Source organism: Streptomyces sp. NPDC007346 (assembly GCF_040703535.1).
In the GTDB taxonomy this organism is placed as follows: Bacteria; Actinomycetota; Actinomycetes; order Streptomycetales; family Streptomycetaceae; genus Streptomyces.
Genome location: NZ_JBEYKR010000007.1, coordinates 99303 through 116417 on the forward strand (window position 1 = coordinate 99303; position 17115 = coordinate 116417).

Below are 17115 nucleotides of genomic sequence, written 5' to 3' on the forward strand. Positions count from 1 at the left end.
CCGTCAGCCGTTGACGGGCGCCGGCCCGCTGCTCGCGCGGACGACGAGCTCCGGCTTGAGGAGGACGACCTCGTCGTCGGCCTGTCCCTCGACCTTGGCGATGAGGTGATCGACGGCATGACGGGCCATCTCGCGTGCGGGGATGGTGACGGAGGTCAGCCGGACCGAGCCCTGGAGGGCGACCTGCTCCGGGCAGACGGCGACGACCGAGATGTCCTCGGGCACCGCCCGCCTGTCCTGGCGCAACAGGCTGAGCAGCGGCTCCACCGCCTGCTCGTTGTGCACGACGAAGCCCGTGACGTCGGGGCGTTCGGTGAAGATCTGCCCGACGGCGCTCGCCATCGAGGCGTACGTGCCCTCGCACGGCCGGTGCAGCACACGCAGCCCGAGCCCGTGTGCACGGGCGCGCAGACCGTCGATCGTGCGCTCCGCGAAGCCGGCCTTCCGCTCGTACACGGCCGGAGCCTCACCGATCACGGCGATCTCCCGGTGCCCCAGCTCGGCCAGATGCTCCACACACAGGGCGCCGGCCTCGGTGAAGTCCAGATCGACGCAGGTGAAACCGGTGGTCTGGGAGGGCAGGCCGATGAGCACCGCGGGCCGGCCGCTCTCGCGCAGCACGGGGAGCCGGGCGTCGTCCAGTTCCACATCCATCAGGATGATGGCGTCGACGAGGCCGCTGGCGACCACCCGGCGCACGGCGGCGGGCCCCTCCTCGCCAGTGAGCATCAGGACGTCGAAGCCGTGTTCCCGGGCGTTGGTGGCGACGGCGATGGCGATCTCCATCATCACCGGGACGTACATGTCCGTGCGCAACGGCATCATCAGCGCGATGATGTTGGACCTGTTGCTCGCCAGTGCTCGGGCCCCCGCGTTGGGGTGGTAGCCGAGCTCCAGGATGCTGCGTTCCACCCGGCGCTTGGTGACCTCGGAGATGGTTCGCTTGCCGCTGAGGACGTAGCTGACCGTGCTGGCGGAAACTCCGGCATGCTGCGCCACGTCGGCAAGGGTGACCATCGGGATCTCCAAGATGGGGAAGCGCTTCGACAGCGCACTCTGCACGTTGACCTCAGGTTGTCAGAACAGTAATCCGCCCTACGGCTCCCTGTCCAGACCAAGTAATCGAAGCGCTTCGATAACCCGGCCCGCCAAGGGCGGAAACAGGGCGTGCCCCCAGGACCGTACGCATCCGGGGCGGCGTTCCGCATCCGCCGGGCCGCTCGCTGGTCAGCAGCTCCGGGAGGGGGCGGGGCCTGGCGCGCCCGTTCCGGGGGTGCGCGGCTGGGCGGCTGCGCGGCTACGCGGCTACGCGGACCTCGCCGAGCGGATCGCCGCCTTCCGCTGCCCGTTGCCGTCCGCCACCCGCCGCCACCCGCCGCTGCCCGTTGCCGTCTGCCGCCTTCCGCTGCCCGCCGCTGCCCGTTGCCGTCTGCCGCCGCCGTCCGCCGTCCACCGCCCGTCGGTGGCCGGCTGACCCACGGCCCGTATCCTTCCGGGCACTACACGCTGGAGGGCTCCCCGCCCCCCCCGGCCCCTCGCCGGGCGGCCCGCGGGCCCCGCCCGCGTAGCGTCCGCCCCTGCCGAGCCAGCGCGAGAGAGGCCGCCCGTGCCGTACACCGCCCCGCCCCCGACCGGGCAACCGGACCCCGAGCGCGCCGAGCGCGCCGACGCCCTCCTCACCGCCCCCGGTGCGCCCTTCGCCGTGGTCCGGGGGGAGCGGGGGACGCTGGAGTACGCCGACGGGCCGCGCACGCTGCGGGAGTTCGTCGAGACCACCTGGGCCTACGGCGACTCCACCTTCGTGGTCGCTGGTGAACGCCGTTGCACGTACGGGGAGTTCTTCGCCGCCGCGTCCGCCCTGGCCGTCCGGCTGTGCGAGCGGTACGGGCTCCGCCCCGGCGACCGGGCGGTCGTCGCGATGCCGAACCTCCCGGAGTGGCAGATCGCCTTCTGGGCCGCCCAGTTGGCCGGGCTCATCGCCGTACCGCTCGACGCCCGGTGGACCGAGGGCGCGCTCCGTCCCGTACTCGACGACTGCGAGCCCGGGGTGCTGCTCGTCGACGAGGAGCGGCTGGGGAGGGTCGCGGGGTGGGCCCGGCGGGCCGGGGTGCGTGTGGTCCTCTTCGGCGGCGAGGGCCAACTCCCGGACGGCGTAAGCGTCGAGCGGTACGAGGACTTCCCCGCGCCCGATCCGCTGGCCGCGCCGCCCGACGTGGAGCCCCGGCCCGAGGACGACGCCACGATCCTCTACGCCTCCGGACCCTCCGGACCCTCCGGACCCTCCGGCCGGCCCCGGGGTGCGGTGGCCACCCACCTCGCCCAGGCCGGGGCCGCGCTCGACGCCCGCTACCGGGCCGCCGCCTCCGCGCTGGCGGGAGGGGGCATCCCGGGGATGGGCCCTGCCCCGGAGACCCCGGTCACGCTCCCGTTCTCCCACCGCGCCGCGTTCGCCGACTTCTACGGCGCGATGGCGGCGGGCGGCACGCTGGTCCTGACGGACGCGGCGGGGGAGAGGGAGGGGGAGGGCGACGATACCGAGGGCGCGGGGAGCGGTACGGGGGACGCGGAGCGCATGGCGTACGACCTCGGCCCCACCCCCGTCACCGAGTTCCGTATCGCAGGGCCTTCGGGCGACCCGCTGCCCGCCGGCGAGACGGGCGAGCTGTGGCTGCGCGGGCAGTCGCTCTTCCACGGCTACTGGCGTGACGCGGCCGCGACCGCCGAGGCGTTCAGCGGCGGCTGGTTCCGTACGGGCGACCTCGCTGTGGAGCACGAGGGGCGGATCACGGTCGTAGCCCGGACCGGGGAGACGGGGCGGCCCGACACGGAGAGACTGGGGTAGCCCACACGGAAGAAGCGGGGCGGCCCGACACGGAAGAAGCGGCGCGGCCCGGCACGGAGAGGCCGGGGCGGCCCCGGACCGGGGAGGCCGGGGCGGCCCCGGACCGGGAAGACGGGCGGGCTCACGGGCGGGTGACCCGTACCCGGTAGTTCCCCTCCTCGTCCTCGCCCAGCACCGATATCCGTATGCCGTTGGCCCGGTCCGTGAACGTCTGGCCCGGTCGGAACGGCGCGTCCGACAGCTCCGCGTGCACGTTGGGGCGCCGGGTGCAGCCGCCGCTGTCCTGGGTGGCGTCGGCGACGGAGACCGGGCCCTGGCCGGTGTCCACGTCGGAGCTGACCTTGTAGATCAGCACGCCGGGGCGGCAGACCGCCTCGTCGTTGCCCGCCGCCGTACGGACCTCCACGGCGTAGCCGGACTGGGCGCTCAGCGGGACGAAGGCGAGCTTGGTGCCGCCCGCGGTGGCCAGCGGGCCGATCGTGTGCTCGCTGATGCCGGGCAGGGAGGCGCAGCTGATCTGCTCGTTGTCGAGCCAGCCGAGCTTCCACTTGTGCCAGCCCAGGAAGTCGTTGTTGGCGCCCCAGTCCTCGGACATGATGTCCCAGTGCCCCACCGAGCCGCCGCCCTCCATCGTGTAGAGGTCGGGCAGGCCGAAGACATGGCCGTTCTCGTGCGGCAGGACGCGGTAGCCCGTCTGTGCGTACGAGCCCGAGCCGTCGTCCTGGCGGCTGTAGACGAAGGACGTGTTGGCCAGCGGTACGCCGTCCGCGTGCGGGGCGTCGCTGTTGCCGGAGAAGGTCACCGAGAGCACGGTGTCCAGGGCGGAGGGGCCGGCGTTCGGGGTGACCAGGACGTTGACCAGGTCGTACGCCGAGAAGTCCACTTTCGGATCGGCGATCTCCACGAGGTCCTCGACCAGCTGCCGGTAGCCCGGTTCGAAGGGGGAGCCGCGCTCCACCCCGTACTCCGCGAACGGCAGCGGCATCCGCAGCCACTCCTTGACGGGGGCCTCGGGGCGGTAGTCGAGCCGGCCGTAGGAGCTGGTCGTGAACCAGTCGGAGGTCTGCGGGAAGAACTCCGCGAACCGGTCCGCCGCCGGGTCCGTGCCCTCCGCGTCCGGGAAGTCGATCATCAGGTTGAGCGCCCTGACCTCCCCGGTGGAGCGGGCGTAGCCGGGCGGGGTCGGCATGCCCTCCGACATCTGGACGCCCATGGCCGCCGAGATACGGCAGGGGGCGAGCGCGGAGTCCTTGGTGGTGGCCGCCGGGCCCGGGGTGGCCCTTCCGGCCCCGGGGAGCGTGGTGCTCGCCGACGCCATGGCGGCTATGACCAGGGCGGTCGCTCCGGCCAGGGCGAGGGGGCGGTGGTGACTGCGTATCCGGTGGCGGGGCTGCTGCATAGAGGCGCCTTCGGGGTCCGCGGCAGCCGGCCGGCCCTGACTGCGCTCTGGCGATCAGCCTGTGCCGGGCGGTCGGGGAGCGCTCGCTGGGGTGCGCCGATCGGAGGGTTTTCGCCGTCAGGCGATGTGACTCAGGTCACGTGACGAGGCGGAAATAAGCGGGGAGCCCCTCCCCGTTTGCATCGATGTCCCCCTGAAACGGGGATCAGGTCCCCAGTTACGGGTGGGGATCACCCAGCTACACATCGTGCGCGCATCTACACATCGTGCGCTTAGCTACACGTCGCGCACATCGCTACGCACCGCGCAGGTCACCACGTACTGCGTGCGCATCGTCCGGCCGGAGCCTGGCCGGGCTCCGATACAGAGAGGGAGGGTCCGCAGCCGTGGAGACCGCAGCCGACACCACCGCCCCGGCAGCCCAGCGCCGTACGCCCCGACCGAGGGCCGACGCGCTGCGCAACCGCGAGCGGATCGTGACGGCCGCACGTGAGCTGTTCGTCGAGTTCGGGCCGGACGTGCCGCTCGACGACGTCGCACGGCGGGCGGGCGTCGGCAACGCCACGCTCTACCGGAACTTCCCCGACCGCGCCGCCCTGACCCATGAGGTCGTGCTCGCGGTCACCTCCCGCACCACCCTGAGGGCCGAAGAGGCCGTCGCCGCGGAGGCCGACCCGTTCGCCGCGCTGAGCCGCTTCGTGCACGCGGCCGCCGACGAACGGATCGGCGCCCTGTGCCCGATGCTCTCCGGCGTCTTCGACAGGGACCATCCCGACCTGCTCGCCGAGCGCGACCGCCTCGAAGAGGCCGTAGAAGGACTCGTGTCGCGCGCCATGTCCGCAGGGCGGCTGCGTACCGACATCGCCGTCGGGGACGTACTCGTCGCCCTCTCCCAGCTCACCCGGCCGCTGCCCGGCATCGCCTGCCTGGACATCGACCGCTTCACCCACCGCCATCTGCAACTGTTCCTGGACGGGCTGGAAGCCCCGGCCCGCTCCGTACTGCCCGGGTCGGCGGCGACCCTGGAGAACCTGAGGCGCCGCGACCGATGACGCCCGCCCCGACTCCTTATGGCCAACGCCATGACCAACGGCACGACCAACGGCATGGCCGACAACCTGTAGAACCGACGCCCCTGTAGAACCGACGCCCCTGTAGGACCGACGTTCCTGTGGAACCGACGCCCTTTTACGTTCACACACTTACGTACTCCATCACGCGTACGCCAGCACGTACCGGCGACTCTCCTCGCGACGTCCTCGGCGCCCTCGCATGTCCCTAGGTGGCTACTCCCATGTCAAAAACGGCTGACACCCCGTCGTCCGCAACGGCCGGCTCCCGGCTGTCCCCAGCGTCCGGCTCCCGGATTCCCGACCCCAGTCGCTGGAAAGCGCTGGCCTTCATCGCGCTCGCCCAGCTGATGGTCGTCCTCGACGCGACCATCGTGAACATCGCCCTGCCCTCCGCCCAGACCGACCTCGGCATATCCGAGGGCAACAAGCAGTGGGTCATCACGGCCTACGCGCTCGCCTTCGGTGGTCTGCTCCTCTTCGGTGGCCGGATCGCCGACCTCTGGGGGCGCAAGCGCACCTTCGTCGTCGGGCTGGTCGGCTTCGCGCTGGCCTCCGCGCTCGGCGGAGCCGCCCAGAACGAGGCGATGATGTTCGGCTCCCGGGCCCTGCAAGGTGTCTTCGGCGCCCTGCTCGCCCCGGCGGCCCTCTCGCTGCTCGCCGTGATGTTCACCGACGCCAAGGAGCGCGCCAAGGCCTTCGGCATCTACGGGGCGATCGCCGGTGGCGGTGGCGCGGTCGGGCTGATCCTCGGCGGCTTCCTCACCGAGTACCTGAACTGGCGCTGGACGTTCTTCGTCAACATCCCGTTCGCCGTGATCGCCGCCGCGGGCGCGTACTTCGTCATCCGCGAGCCCTCCGGAGCCCGTAACCGCTCGCCGCTCGACATCCCCGGCGTCGTGCTCTCCACGCTCGGCCTGGTCGCCCTGGTCTACGGCTTCACCCGCGCCGAGTCGGCCGGCTGGTCGGACGGGCTGACCATCACCATGTTCATCGCCGCCGCCGCGCTGCTGCTGGCCTTCGTCGTGACCGAGTCGCGCGTGAAGTCGCCGCTGCTGCCGCTGCGCGTACTGACCGATCGCAACCGCGGCGGGGTCTACCTCTCGCTGGGGCTCGCCGTCATCGCGATGTTCGGGCTGTTCCTCTTCCTGACCTACTACCTGCAGATCGTGAAGGGCTACTCCCCGGTCAGGACCGGCTTCGCCTTCCTCCCGATGATCGCGGGCATGATCACCGGCTCCACCCAGATCGGGACCCGGCTCATGACCCGGGTCCCGCCGCGGCTGCTGATGGGCCCCGGCTTCCTGGTCGCCGCCGTCGGCATGCTGCTCCTGACCCAGCTGGACCTGAACACCAGCTACACAGCCGTCATCCTGCCCGGCATGCTGCTGCTCGGCCTCGGTATGGGTACGGCGTTCATGCCGGCCATGTCCCTGGCCACGCACGGCATCGAGCCGCGTGACGCGGGGGTCGCCTCCGCGATGGTCAACACCTCGCAGCAGGTCGGCGGCGCCATTGGCACCGCCCTGCTGAACACCATCGCCGCGGGCGCCACCACCGCGTACATCGCCGACAACGCGGCCCGCGCCACGGACCCGAAGCTCCTGGAGCTCCAGGCCATGGTCAGCGGCTTCGCCAGCGCGATCTGGTGGGCGGTCGGCATCCTCGTCGTCGCCTCCGCCATCGCGGTCGTCCTGATCAACACCGGCCGCCCGGGGACGGGCCCCGGCGGGACGGGTGGCGCCTCGGGCGGGGACGCCGAGGGCGCGGAGGACGAGTTCCGCATCCCGGTCGTCGCCCACTGAGGTGTCATCGCCCACTGGCGTGTCACCGTCCACCGACGTGCCGTGACCCGCTGACGCGTCATGGCCCGATGACGTCCTGACGTCCTGACGTCCTGACGTACGTACGCCCTGACGTCACCGCTCCTCAGGTCTGCCCTGGTTCCGCCGCTCGGCGGAGCCGGGGCAGACGTGCGTCCGCGTACGTGCGGTCAGCGGAGCCAGGGCAGATCCGCGTCCCTGTCCTCCGGTTCGAGCCCGCAGGCGAGCACCCCCATGATGTCGCCGAGGCTGCGCACCTGCTCGGGCGTGAGCCGGTCGAACAGCGCCTGCCGTACGGCGTCGACGTGGCCCGGCGCCGACCGGCCGAGCATCGCGTTGCCCTCGTCGGTGAGGACCGCGTTCTGACCGCGCTTGTCGGAGGGGCACTCCTCGCGCCGCACCCAGCCGTTCTTCTCCAGCCGGGCGATGGCGTGCGAGAGCCGGGAGCGGGTGATCTTCACGTTCCTGGCGAGCTCGGTCATCCGCATCCGGCGCCGGGGGGCCTGGGAGAGCTGGACGAGCAGTCCGTAATAGATGTGGGGCATGCCCGCGTCCCGCTGCAACTGGCGGTCGAGGTGATCCTCCAGCAGCGTCGTGGCATGCAGGTAGGCGCGCCAGACGCGCTGCTCCTCGTCGGTGAGCCAGCGTGTCACGCCGGTGGATGCCGTGGTCATGTACTCCACTGTACGACCTTTTCTTGAAAGTTTAACTAGATAGGGCTAAGGTTTCCGAAGGTAGGAACTTGAAGGTTCAAGAACCTGCCGCTGGGATTCCGCAGGACCCCTGGAGAAACATCTCCCCGGGCTCAGGGACCCATGATCAGTGTCCAGTGCAACCAGTGGATGGGGAGTGCCATGACTGTCACCGCGGAGCGCATGCCCGCCCTCTACCTCTCGCACGGCGCCCCGCCGCTCGCCGACGACCCGGTCTGGCCCGGCCAGCTCGCCGCATGGTCCGCCGAGCTGCCCCGCCCCCGCGCGATCCTGATGGTCTCCGCCCACTGGGAGGAGGCGCCGCTCGCGCTCGGCGCCGTCGAGCCGGCCCCACTGGTCTACGACTTCTGGGGATTTCCCGAGCACTACTACACGGTGCGGTACGGCGCCCCCGGCGCACCGCAGCTGGCCGACAGCGTCCGCAAGCTGCTGCGCGGTGCCGGTACGCCGGTCCAGGACGTCCCGGACCGAGGGCTGGACCACGGGGCCTACGTACCGCTGGTGGAGATGTTCCCGGACGCCGACATCCCCGTACTCCAGATCTCCATGCCGACGCTCGACCCGCAGAAGCTGATGGCCGTCGGACGCAAGCTCGCTCCGCTGCGCGACGAGGGCGTGCTGATCGTGGGCAGTGGCTTCTTCACTCATAACCTGGCCGCCCTGCGGCACCCGGGCGGCGGGGTCCCCGGCTGGTCGGCGGAGTTCGACGACTGGGGCGACCGCGCGCTGCGGGACCAGGACATCGATGCCCTGCTCGACTTCGAGCACACGTCCCCCGCCGGAAGACTGGCCCACCCGCGCACCGAGCACTTCGCCCCGCTGTTCGTGACGCTGGGCGCCGCCGAGGAGGAGCTGGACCGCGGGCGGAGCGTCATCGACGGCTTCTGGATGGGGCTGGCCAAGCGCTCGGTGCAGTTCGGCTGAGGTCGTTCGGGCGCGCTGGTGCCTTCGGCCGGCGGGTTCGGCTGAGGGCGCTTCACCAGACCGGCGTGTTCAGCTCGATCGCGCGCCCAGCGGCGACGAGTGCGGACTCGTCACCCACGTCCAGTGCCGTGTCGGTGAACTTGATCGTGTGGTCGTCGCCGTGAGCCGCGGCCCGAGCGAACACATCTTGTGGGTCCTGTGCACCCTGTGAGTGCTGTGGGTCCTGTGCGCCCTGGGTGTGCTCTGCGGTCTCTGTGTTCTCTGTGCCCTGGGCGGCCGTGCCGTGCCCCGCGACCGGCAGCCCCTCGCGGGGCGCGTACGCGGAGGTCACCGCGGCGCTCGCCGCCCAGGCCGCGTGCATGCTCGGCGCCCACAGGGCGTCGGGGAGCGCGGGCAGGGTGCGCAGGACCGCGTTGGGCGCGGTCGCGGAGTGGACCAGCATGATCGGTGAGGCGTGGCCGTGGGTCGCGTAACGGTGGGTGGCGGCCCGTACCAGCTCCCCGAGCGCGGCGCGGGCGGCCTCCGGCCCCTCGGGCCGGCGTCCGGGCCAGTCGGGGAACCCGGTGAGCCTGCCCAGCCGGCTCGGCAGGTCGCCGTCCTGCTCGGCGATGAGCGGCACCTGGTCCAGGGCGGCCGCCGCGCCGGGGGGCGCGGTGAGGCGTTCCAGGGCGGGCAGGGGCGCGTACCGGGCGGCCCAGTAACCGAGGGCGTGGGCGAACTCCCGTACGCGCGGGGCGGTCTCCTCGCCCTCCAGCAGCGTGCGCACGGAGTGGCCGACCCGGATCACCCCGTGCGTGGCGCCGCCCGCGATGCCGGGCAGGAGGCGGGGCCACCACGCGGCGAGGACGGTACGCCAGGGGCGGTCGGCGGTCTCCCGCTCGAAGAACAGCGTCCAGTCGGCGACGCGACGGATGTCACCGAGGGCCTCGTGCCAGTTCTGACCGGTCACCGGTTCGACGGAGCCGGGCATGTCCTCCAGCTTGGCGCGGTACCGGTCCAGCCAGCGGTGCGCGGCCGGTGCCTGCCCGCGCCGCACCAGGGCCTCGACCGCCATCGGCGCGTGATTGCTGAGCCGGCCGTCACGCTCGGGCCCCGACAGGTGGATACGTTCCAGGGCCTCGTCGAGAGTCCCGGACGTGTCCGCGTGGCCGCGCTGGGTGTCCGTCATGGGCCTCACGGTAGGGGCGCGGGCGGCCGGGCGGATCGGGCTGAGGTCCCGGTCCACCGGGGCCGAGACCTCCTCCTGCGGACCTAGGGCCCGAGCCCTGGGCCCTGCCCCCCCGGGGCGGCACAGGCGACAACCCCCGGGGCGGTACGGGCGACACACCCGGGCGCTACGGGCATCAACCCTCAGGCGGTCCGGGCAACCCGAGGCGACACGGGCGGCTCCGAGGTCCCGAGGGGCGCGGGCAACCCCGAGGCGATACGGGTCGTCTTCCGGGGTACACGCGAGATCGGCGGCGTGGAACGTTCGGACCTGCGGCAGACGTTTGTCGTGGTGAGGAACGTTCGCGAGCGGACCGTGGACCGTGGGCGGTGTGGCCCATGGGGGGTGGCCTATGGACGGGGGAGTGGGCCCATGGGAGTGGCCCCGTGTGAGCGAGCCCTCACCGAAACGGAGTCGTCGGCTCCCCGCCAGGGCTGCCGACGCCCTTCGTAACGGGTCTGACCTGCGCTTACGCGGGTACCCACGCCGGGTTTCCGGCGGTCGGCGCCGGACAGGGTACTGCATGATCGCGAAAATGAATGGGCGGCTTGGGAATTCTGTCCGGATTCCAGTCGTTGTTTCCATCGGATGCAGGGCACCCGAAAAGGTGTCGCGACCTACTCAGCAAGGGAGCACGCATGGCAACCCGTGCCGTCGCCCGTCGTTCGTCCACCACCTCCGGTGGGACCGACCGGGCAAGCAGTGTTCGCGCCGTGGGCGGGGAAATCGCCGATCGCGACCTGGTCGGCATGTACCTCGACGAGATCGCTCGTACACCGCTGCTCGACGCCGCCAAGGAAGTAGACCTCTCCCAGTCCATCGAGGCGGGCGTCTACGCCCAGCAGATCCTCGACGGAGAGGTGGAGAGCGATGCCCGCGGCGCGACGCGTGAAGAGCTGGAGGCGCTGGTCGCCGAGGGCGAGCGCGCCAAGGACATATTCATCCGTTCCAACCTCCGTCTCGTCGTCGCCGTGGCCCGCCGCTACCCGCGCGCGGGACTGCCCCTGCTCGACCTGATCCAGGAGGGCAACGCGGGCCTGGTGCGCGCGGTCGAGAAGTTCGACTACGCCAAGGGCTTCAAGTTCTCCACGTACGCGACGTGGTGGATCCGGCAGGCCATCACCCGGTCCATAGCCGACCAGTCCCGCACGATCCGGCTCCCCGTCCACCTGGTGGAGGAGCTCGGCCGGATCCGCCGGGTCCAGCGCGAGTTCAACCGGGAGAACGGACGCGATCCCGAGCACGAGGAGATCGCCGCCGAGCTCGACTCCAACGCCGAGCGCGTGGGCAACGTCCTGGACTGGGCCCGCGACCCGGTCAGCCTCAACATGCCGGTCGACGACAACGGTGACACCCAGTTCGGCGACCTGCTGGAGGACACCTCCGCCGTCTCGCCCGAGCAGTCGGTGATGACGCTCCTGCGCAGCGAGGAGCTGGATGACCTGATCGGCAAGCTCGACAACAGGACCGCCTCCATCATCAAGATGAGGTACGGAATCGAGGACGGGCGTGAGCGGACGCTGACCGAAGTGGGCAAGCAGCACGGCCTGACCCGGGAGCGGATCCGCCAGATAGAGAAGCACGCACTACTCGAATTGAAGCGAATGGCTCACGACACGGGCTTTGACGCTGCGGCGTGAGCCGATAACCCGTAATCTCCCCATCAAGCCGGTTCGCACCGGCTCACCGACCGGATCGTGCCGGTCACCCGACCGGTTTTCCGACCGGTCCCCGGAACTGAGTCCCGGCGCCCACCCCCCCCCGGCGCCGGGGCTCACCCATGTCAGGCCGGCCGGCTTGGCTCCTACGGCGCAGATTCCTGTGACGTCGGTGTCGGCGTGGATGTCGGCGTCGGCCTGCGTGCTCCGCGCCCGAGTCCGGGTCCGGACCCGGGTCCGGACGAGGCGGCGCGGGTCAGCCGGGCGCCCAGCCTCTCCAGGTGCGCCACCAGCTGCGGCGGCCCCTGCACGGTGAACTCGCAGTCCACCAGCGCCAGCCGCAGCGCCACCCACTCCATCGAGTCCGTGGACGAGGACCGCAGCCGGCAGCCGTTCTCCCCGTCCGGCTCCGGCACCCCGAGCGTCGGCGGCAGCCGCGCCACCACGAACTCCGCCGGTGCCGCGAACCGCACATCGAGCCGTAGCTCCGGCTGAAGGCCCGCCATCGAGCGGGCGAAGTAGCGCGCCGCGTCCCCCGCCCTGCCGCCCTTCCCGTCCCCGGCACCTCCACCGCCCTGCCCGTCCCCACCGCCCTCCCCGGGCAGCGGCCGGGGCGCGAACCGGGCGCCCGTCGCGAACGGTTCGGAGACCCGGTCCACCCGGAACGTCCGCCAGTCCTCCCGCACCAGGTCGTACGCCACCAGGTACCAGCGCCGCCCCGTGCTCACCAGCCGGTACGGCTCCACCTGCCGCTTCGTCTCCGTACCGTCACCGCTGCGGTACGAGAACCTCAGCCGCTCCTGCGCGGTGGCCGCCGAGGCCAGGGTCGTCAGGGTCTGCGGATCGATGGTGGCCCCGTCGCCCCGGGTCAGCGGAACCGTGGCGTTCTGCAGCGCCGAGACCCGGTGCCGCAACCGTGAGGGCAGCACCTGTTCCAGCTTCGCCAGCGCCCGTACGGAGGCTTCGTCCACGCCCTCGATGGCGTGTCCGGCCCCGGCCCGCAGCCCCACCGCGATGGCGACCGCCTCCTCGTCGTCCAGCACGAGCGGCGGCATGGCGGCCCCCGCGACCAGGCGGTAGCCGCCCAGCGAACCGCGCGAGGCCTCGACCGGATAGCCCAGTTCGCGCAGCCGGTCGATGTCGCGGCGGACCGTGCGCGGGCTGACGTCGAGCCGTTCGGCCAGCTCACCGCCCGGCCACTCGCGCGGTGTCTGGAGGAGCGACAGCAGTTTCAGCAGTCGTGCCGGAGTGTCGGTCATGGAATCCAGGATGCGTCCCCAACAGGTCACGATCAGGCCTATTGGATGCATATCTTCTTCTCATGTCTTCTTCCGCAGCGCTGCCGAACACGGCACCGCCTCAGCCCGTACCTGCCGACCGGCGCCGCTGGTTCGCTCTCGCCATCGTGATGACCGCGGCCTTCATGGACCTGGTCGACGTCACGATCGTCAACATCGCGATCCCGAGCATCACCCGGGACATCGGCGCCTCCGTCTCCGCGATCCAGTGGATCACCGCCGGGTACGCGCTCGCGTTCGCGGCTGGACTGATCACAGGGGGCCGGCTCGGCGACATCTACGGGCGCAAGCGGCTCTTCCTCGTCGGCATCGCCGGGTTCACGGTCGCCTCGGCCCTCTGCGGCCTGGCACCCAATCCGGAGATTCTGGTCGCCGCCCGCATCCTTCAGGGCGCCACAGCGGCACTGATGGTGCCCCAGGTGCTCTCGATCGTGCACGCTACCTTCCCGGCGCACGAGCGCGGCAAGGTCTTCGGCCTCTTCGGCGCGATCGTCGGCCTCGGCGCGGTCTCCGGCCCGCTGCTGGGCGCGCTGCTCACCGAGTGGAACCTCTTCGGCCTCGAATGGCGGCCGATCTTCCTCATCAACCTGCCCGTGGGGATAGCCGGTCTGATCCTCGGCGCGAAGTTCATCACCGAGTCCAAGGCCCCCAAGGCCATGCGGCTGGACCTGATGGGCGTCGGACTGGTCACCCTCGCCATGCTGATGCTCATCTACCCGCTCACCCGCGGGCACGAGCTGGACTGGCCGCTCTGGGGCCACTTCTCGATGGTGGGCAGCCTGTTCGTCTTCGCCCTCCTCGTGTGGCACCAGCGACAGAAGGCGATCATCGACGGATCGCCGCTGATCGAGCTGTCGCTGTTCCGGGTCAAGAGCTTCGCCGCGGGCATCGCCGTGCAGCTCACCTTCGGCGTCGGCCTCGGCATCTTCTTCCTGGTCTGGACCCTGTACATGCAGATGGGCCTGGGCTGGAGCGTGCTGCGGGCCGGTACGACGGGCATCCCGTTCTCCGTCGCCGTCTCGGTGGCCGCCGGGATCTCCGTACAGAAGCTGGTGCCCCGCTTCGGCCGCAAGGTCCTCCAGGCGGGCGCGCTCCTGATGGTCGCCGGGCTGTTGATCTACCTCTGGGAGGCCGAGCACTACGGCATGGCCATCACCTCCTGGCAGATGGCGATTCCGCTGGTCGTCATGGGCGTCGGGATGGGCCTGATCGTGGCCCCGCTGACCGACGCGGTCCTGTCCGAGGTCCCCAAGGAGCACGCCGGCTCGGCGTCCGGGCTGATCAACACCGTGCAGCAGATGGGTACCGCGCTCGGCCTCGGGCTGGTGTCGGTGGTCTTCTTCGGCGCGATCGGCGACCGGCTGGCACCGCAGGAGATCGGCCCGGCCTTCGTGGACGCGTTCCAGCAGTCTCTGTGGTGGGTGGCCGGAGTGCTCGTGGTGATCTTCCTGCTGATGTTCGCGCTGCCGCCCCGGCCGAAGGCGCACGTCGAAGGCGAGGCGGCGGGCGAGGACCCGCTCACCAAGGAGCCGGCGCTCAACGGCTGAGGCCGAGCGCCCCGCGGCCCCTCGGCTCGTACGGATGCCCGTTCACCCCGGTGGGGGTGGGCGGGCATCCGTACGTGCGGCGCCGTCCCCGCGTCCCCCGCGTAGGGGTGGGCGAGCGCTGCCCCCGCGTCCCGGCGCGGGGGCGAGGTCAGCAGATCCCGATGCGGCTCTCCATCGCCGCTCGGGCGGTGTGCTCGTCCTCGTACACCTCGCACATGTGGCGGCCGTCGGGGGTCGCCGTGTGCTCGACCTCCCACAGGCTCGTCTCGCTGCCGTCCAGCAGCAGGAAGGCGTGCTCGTAGAGCGTGAACCCGGCCTCCTGGCCGTCCACCTGGCACTGGCGCCCGAAGACCTGGGTGATGTGGTGGGCGAAGGCGGACCGGAGCAACCGCGCCTTCTTCTCGTCCGGCCGGTCGCTGTTCTCCGCGCGGCGCAGGACCCGGCGGGCGTGGTCCGCCGAATTGTCGGAGGCGTACATCCGGGGCGCCGGGGCCGGGGGAGCGGACATCAGAACCGTCAGGATCTCCAGGTCGCCCCGGCCTGCCTCGTCGCCGAAGGCCGAGGTGTCCGAGAAGCTTCCGGCGAGCCGGGCCGCGGCGATATGGGCGTCACCCTCGTCGGCGTAGAGCTCGTGCCGACGGGGGGCTCGATCGTCCCGGCCGCCGCTGTGCACCAGCTCCCACAGCGTCAGGTCGGAACCGTCGGTGAGGAGATAGGTGTGGCGGTAGGTCTCCCGGTGCAGGACGGGGCTGTGGTGCGACGAGTGCAGTGAACTGCTGTGCGCCAGTGCCGAACCGAGCAGGTCGACCGTGCTGTCGGGGAGGTCGAAAGAGTTGAGGGCGCGTCGCAGGAGTCGGTCGAGGTGCTGCTCGGTTGTCTCGTACGGATCGCTCAAGGTGCTGTCTCCAGGCCGTCGCCGCGTGTTACTTGATGCGTGCTTAACGTAGTCCCTGGGTCTGACATCGTGACCGGGGTTCGTAAAAACGTAGGGCGCTCGCGGAAAGTTCCCCGGCTGTTCCCGGCGCATTTCGGGCGGTTGGGGGGCGAACCCCCTTGCCGCCGTTGCGAGTCGGGAGCCCGCGCGCCCCCTACACCCACGCCGCGCGCCCCCGTCGGCCCTATGCCCGGCCTCCCCGTCCGATGCCCAGCCTTGCCGTCCTACGCCCAGCCTTCCCCGCCTGGACTCCGCCGCCCGAACTCTCTCCGGACGGGCCGCCCCGCCCGCCTCGTGCAGCCCGAACCGTACGGGCCGCCGCCCGGCCTCACGCCCCGGGCAGGTCAGCTCCCGGGCGCCTCCGTCCCCGGGCAGGTCAGCTCCCGGCGCCTCCCTCCCCATGCGGGTCAGCTCCCAGCGCTTCCCCATGCAGGCCGGCTCCCGGCGCCTCTCCGTGCGCGTCGGCTTCCGCCCCCTCCCCGTACAGGTCGCCGTAGGCGAGGAACGTACCGCCCGGCCCCTGGACGCTCCGGGCCGCGCGCACCGCCTTCACGATCGCGCGAGCCAGCACGTCGGCGCCCGCCGCGAGGATCTCGTTGACCACCGCCGGGTTCTCCGACTCCACCCGCACCCGCCCCGTGGCCAGCGCGAACACGGTGTCCCCGTCGGTCAGCAGGTGGACCGGGCGCACCGCACGGGCCATGCCGTCGTGCGCGGTGCCCGCCAGCTTCTGCGCCTGGGCCCTGACGAGCACCGCGTCCGTCGCGACGACCGCGATCGTGGTGTTGAACGGCGGGACCCCGCCCCCGGCCTCCTCCACCGCCTCCCGCTCCCGCGCCAGCCGCCGTACCGCCGCCGCATGGGTCCCGGCCGCCGGGTGCGCGGGCGGCTCCCCGGCCCCGTACTCCCCGAACAGCACCCCGGTACGGGGGTCGAGCACCGAACCCGCCGCGTTCACCGCGACCAGGGCGGCGACGGTGACCCCGGAGGCGAGCCGCACGCTCGCCGTGCCGATACCGCCCTTGAGCTGCCCGGCCACCGCGCCCGTACCCGCGCCGACGTTCCCCTCGGCGACCGGCGCCCCCGGGGCGGAGGCGGCTGCCGCCTCCACCGCGGCCCGCCCGGTCGACGCGTCGGGACGGGCCCGCCAGTCGCCGCCCCGCCCGAGGTCGAAGAGGGCCGCCGCCGGAACCACCGGGACCACCTGGGCGGGGTCCGTGCCCACCCGGACGCCCCGCCCCCGCTCCTCCAGCCAGGCCATCACGCCGGACGCGGCGTCGAGGCCGTACGCGCTGCCGCCCGTGAGGACGACCGCGTCCACCCGCTGCACCAGATTGCGCGGGTCCAGCGCGTCCGTCTCCCGGGTGCCCGGCCCGCCGCCCCGCACGTCGACGGCGGCCACCGCCCCGCCTTCCGGCGCCAGGACCACGGTCGTACCGCTCAACGCCCCCGCCCCGGCCACCTGCGCGTGCCCGACCCGGACCCCGGCCACATCGGTCAGCGCGTCCAGCGGCGGGAGCTGCGGGTCCTCGACGGTCATGGTGTGCTCCTCGGGTCGGCGCCCGCGAGCAGGCGCAGGCTCGTCATGTACATATGCTCCGAACGTACCGGCGGCCCCTGAACGTGTCCCCTGTGGTCACCCCTTGCTCATTGCCAGTTGCCCCTTGCCCCCACCCCTCGGGGGGCCGCCCCCCCCCGCC

General features: G+C 71.9%; 13 protein-coding genes. 6 read left to right on the forward strand and 7 right to left on the reverse strand.

Annotated features, from left to right (window positions below):
* Positions 1–3: 3 nt before the first annotated feature.
* Positions 4–1017, reverse strand: a complete 1014-nt coding sequence (locus AB0917_RS04230; protein WP_366817910.1) for a LacI family DNA-binding transcriptional regulator — start codon at positions 1015–1017, stop codon at positions 4–6.
* Between the two features lie 589 nt (positions 1018–1606).
* Here AB0917_RS04230 and AB0917_RS04235 point away from each other — a divergent pair.
* Entirely contained in the window at positions 1607–2842 is a 1236-nt protein-coding gene (locus AB0917_RS04235) for an AMP-binding protein (protein ID WP_366817911.1), read from the forward strand.
* 121 nt (positions 2843–2963) lie between these two features.
* Here the strand turns inward: AB0917_RS04235 and AB0917_RS04240 are convergent, their stop codons facing one another.
* Positions 2964–4241: a M6 family metalloprotease domain-containing protein gene (locus AB0917_RS04240; protein ID WP_366817912.1), complete on the reverse strand. Its 1278-nt coding sequence runs from the start codon at positions 4239–4241 to the stop codon at positions 2964–2966.
* A 386-nt stretch (positions 4242–4627) separates the two neighbouring features.
* Here AB0917_RS04240 and AB0917_RS04245 point away from each other — a divergent pair, with 386 nt between their 5' ends.
* Positions 4628–5293 (forward strand): helix-turn-helix domain-containing protein, encoded by a 666-nt coding sequence (locus AB0917_RS04245; protein ID WP_366817913.1) that lies wholly within the window; start codon positions 4628–4630, stop codon positions 5291–5293.
* 242 nt (positions 5294–5535) lie between these two features.
* The gene (locus AB0917_RS04250; protein ID WP_366817914.1) at positions 5536–7116 is read left to right on the forward strand and encodes an MFS transporter; all 1581 of its coding nucleotides are present in this window, start codon (positions 5536–5538) and stop codon (positions 7114–7116) included.
* A gap of 188 nt (positions 7117–7304) precedes the next feature.
* On the opposite strand, the gene AB0917_RS04255 is transcribed toward AB0917_RS04250, so the two are convergent.
* On the reverse strand, positions 7305–7817 hold the full coding sequence (locus tag AB0917_RS04255) for a MarR family transcriptional regulator (protein WP_366817915.1): 513 nt from the start codon (positions 7815–7817) through the stop codon (positions 7305–7307).
* A gap of 171 nt (positions 7818–7988) precedes the next feature.
* Between AB0917_RS04255 and AB0917_RS04260 the strand changes: the two genes are divergently transcribed.
* Positions 7989–8771, forward strand: coding sequence for a class III extradiol ring-cleavage dioxygenase (locus tag AB0917_RS04260; RefSeq protein WP_366817916.1), 783 nt, complete (start codon positions 7989–7991; stop codon positions 8769–8771).
* Between the two features lie 52 nt (positions 8772–8823).
* Here the strand turns inward: AB0917_RS04260 and AB0917_RS04265 are convergent, their stop codons facing one another.
* Complete coding sequence (locus tag AB0917_RS04265) at positions 8824–9939, reverse strand: questin oxidase family protein (RefSeq protein WP_366817917.1); 1116 nt, start codon at positions 9937–9939, stop codon at positions 8824–8826.
* A 677-nt stretch (positions 9940–10616) separates the two neighbouring features.
* Between AB0917_RS04265 and AB0917_RS04270 the strand changes: the two genes are divergently transcribed.
* Positions 10617–11618, forward strand: coding sequence for a sigma-70 family RNA polymerase sigma factor (locus AB0917_RS04270; RefSeq protein WP_366817918.1), 1002 nt, complete (start codon positions 10617–10619; stop codon positions 11616–11618).
* A gap of 164 nt (positions 11619–11782) precedes the next feature.
* On the opposite strand, the gene AB0917_RS04275 is transcribed toward AB0917_RS04270, so the two are convergent.
* On the reverse strand, positions 11783–12895 hold the full coding sequence (locus AB0917_RS04275; protein WP_366817919.1) for a transcriptional regulator: 1113 nt from the start codon (positions 12893–12895) through the stop codon (positions 11783–11785).
* 62 nt (positions 12896–12957) lie between these two features.
* On the opposite strand from AB0917_RS04275, the gene AB0917_RS04280 reads away from it, so the two are divergent.
* Positions 12958–14481 carry an MFS transporter gene (locus tag AB0917_RS04280; protein WP_366817920.1) on the forward strand — a complete coding sequence of 508 codons (1524 nt, stop codon included), beginning with the start codon at positions 12958–12960 and terminating at the stop codon, positions 14479–14481.
* Between the two features lie 148 nt (positions 14482–14629).
* Here the strand turns inward: AB0917_RS04280 and AB0917_RS04285 are convergent, their stop codons facing one another.
* The gene (locus AB0917_RS04285; RefSeq protein ID WP_366817921.1) at positions 14630–15376 is read right to left on the reverse strand and encodes a DUF6227 family protein; all 747 of its coding nucleotides are present in this window, start codon (positions 15374–15376) and stop codon (positions 14630–14632) included.
* 415 nt (positions 15377–15791) lie between these two features.
* Positions 15792–16955: a P1 family peptidase gene (locus AB0917_RS04290; RefSeq protein WP_366817922.1), complete on the reverse strand. Its 1164-nt coding sequence runs from the start codon at positions 16953–16955 to the stop codon at positions 15792–15794.
* Positions 16956–17115 lie beyond the last annotated feature (160 nt).

Bases quoted from the DNA above. Each gene is read 5' to 3' on its own strand.
- AB0917_RS04270 (WP_366817918.1), top strand. From the start codon at position 10,617: ATGGCAACCCGTGCCGTCGCCCGTCGTTCGTCCACCACCTCCGGTGGG.
- AB0917_RS04250 (WP_366817914.1), top strand. From the start codon at position 5,536: ATGTCAAAAACGGCTGACACCCCGTCGTCCGCAACGGCCGGCTCCCGG.
- AB0917_RS04260 (WP_366817916.1), top strand. From the start codon at position 7,989: ATGACTGTCACCGCGGAGCGCATGCCCGCCCTCTACCTCTCGCACGGC.
- AB0917_RS04275 (WP_366817919.1), bottom strand. From the start codon at position 12,895: ATGACCGACACTCCGGCACGACTGCTGAAACTGCTGTCGCTCCTCCAG.
- AB0917_RS04240 (WP_366817912.1), bottom strand. From the start codon at position 4,241: ATGCAGCAGCCCCGCCACCGGATACGCAGTCACCACCGCCCCCTCGCC.
- AB0917_RS04265 (WP_366817917.1), bottom strand. From the start codon at position 9,939: ATGACGGACACCCAGCGCGGCCACGCGGACACGTCCGGGACTCTCGAC.
- AB0917_RS04290 (WP_366817922.1), bottom strand. From the start codon at position 16,955: ATGACCGTCGAGGACCCGCAGCTCCCGCCGCTGGACGCGCTGACCGAT.
- AB0917_RS04230 (WP_366817910.1), bottom strand. From the start codon at position 1,017: ATGGTCACCCTTGCCGACGTGGCGCAGCATGCCGGAGTTTCCGCCAGC.
- AB0917_RS04280 (WP_366817920.1), top strand. From the start codon at position 12,958: ATGTCTTCTTCCGCAGCGCTGCCGAACACGGCACCGCCTCAGCCCGTA.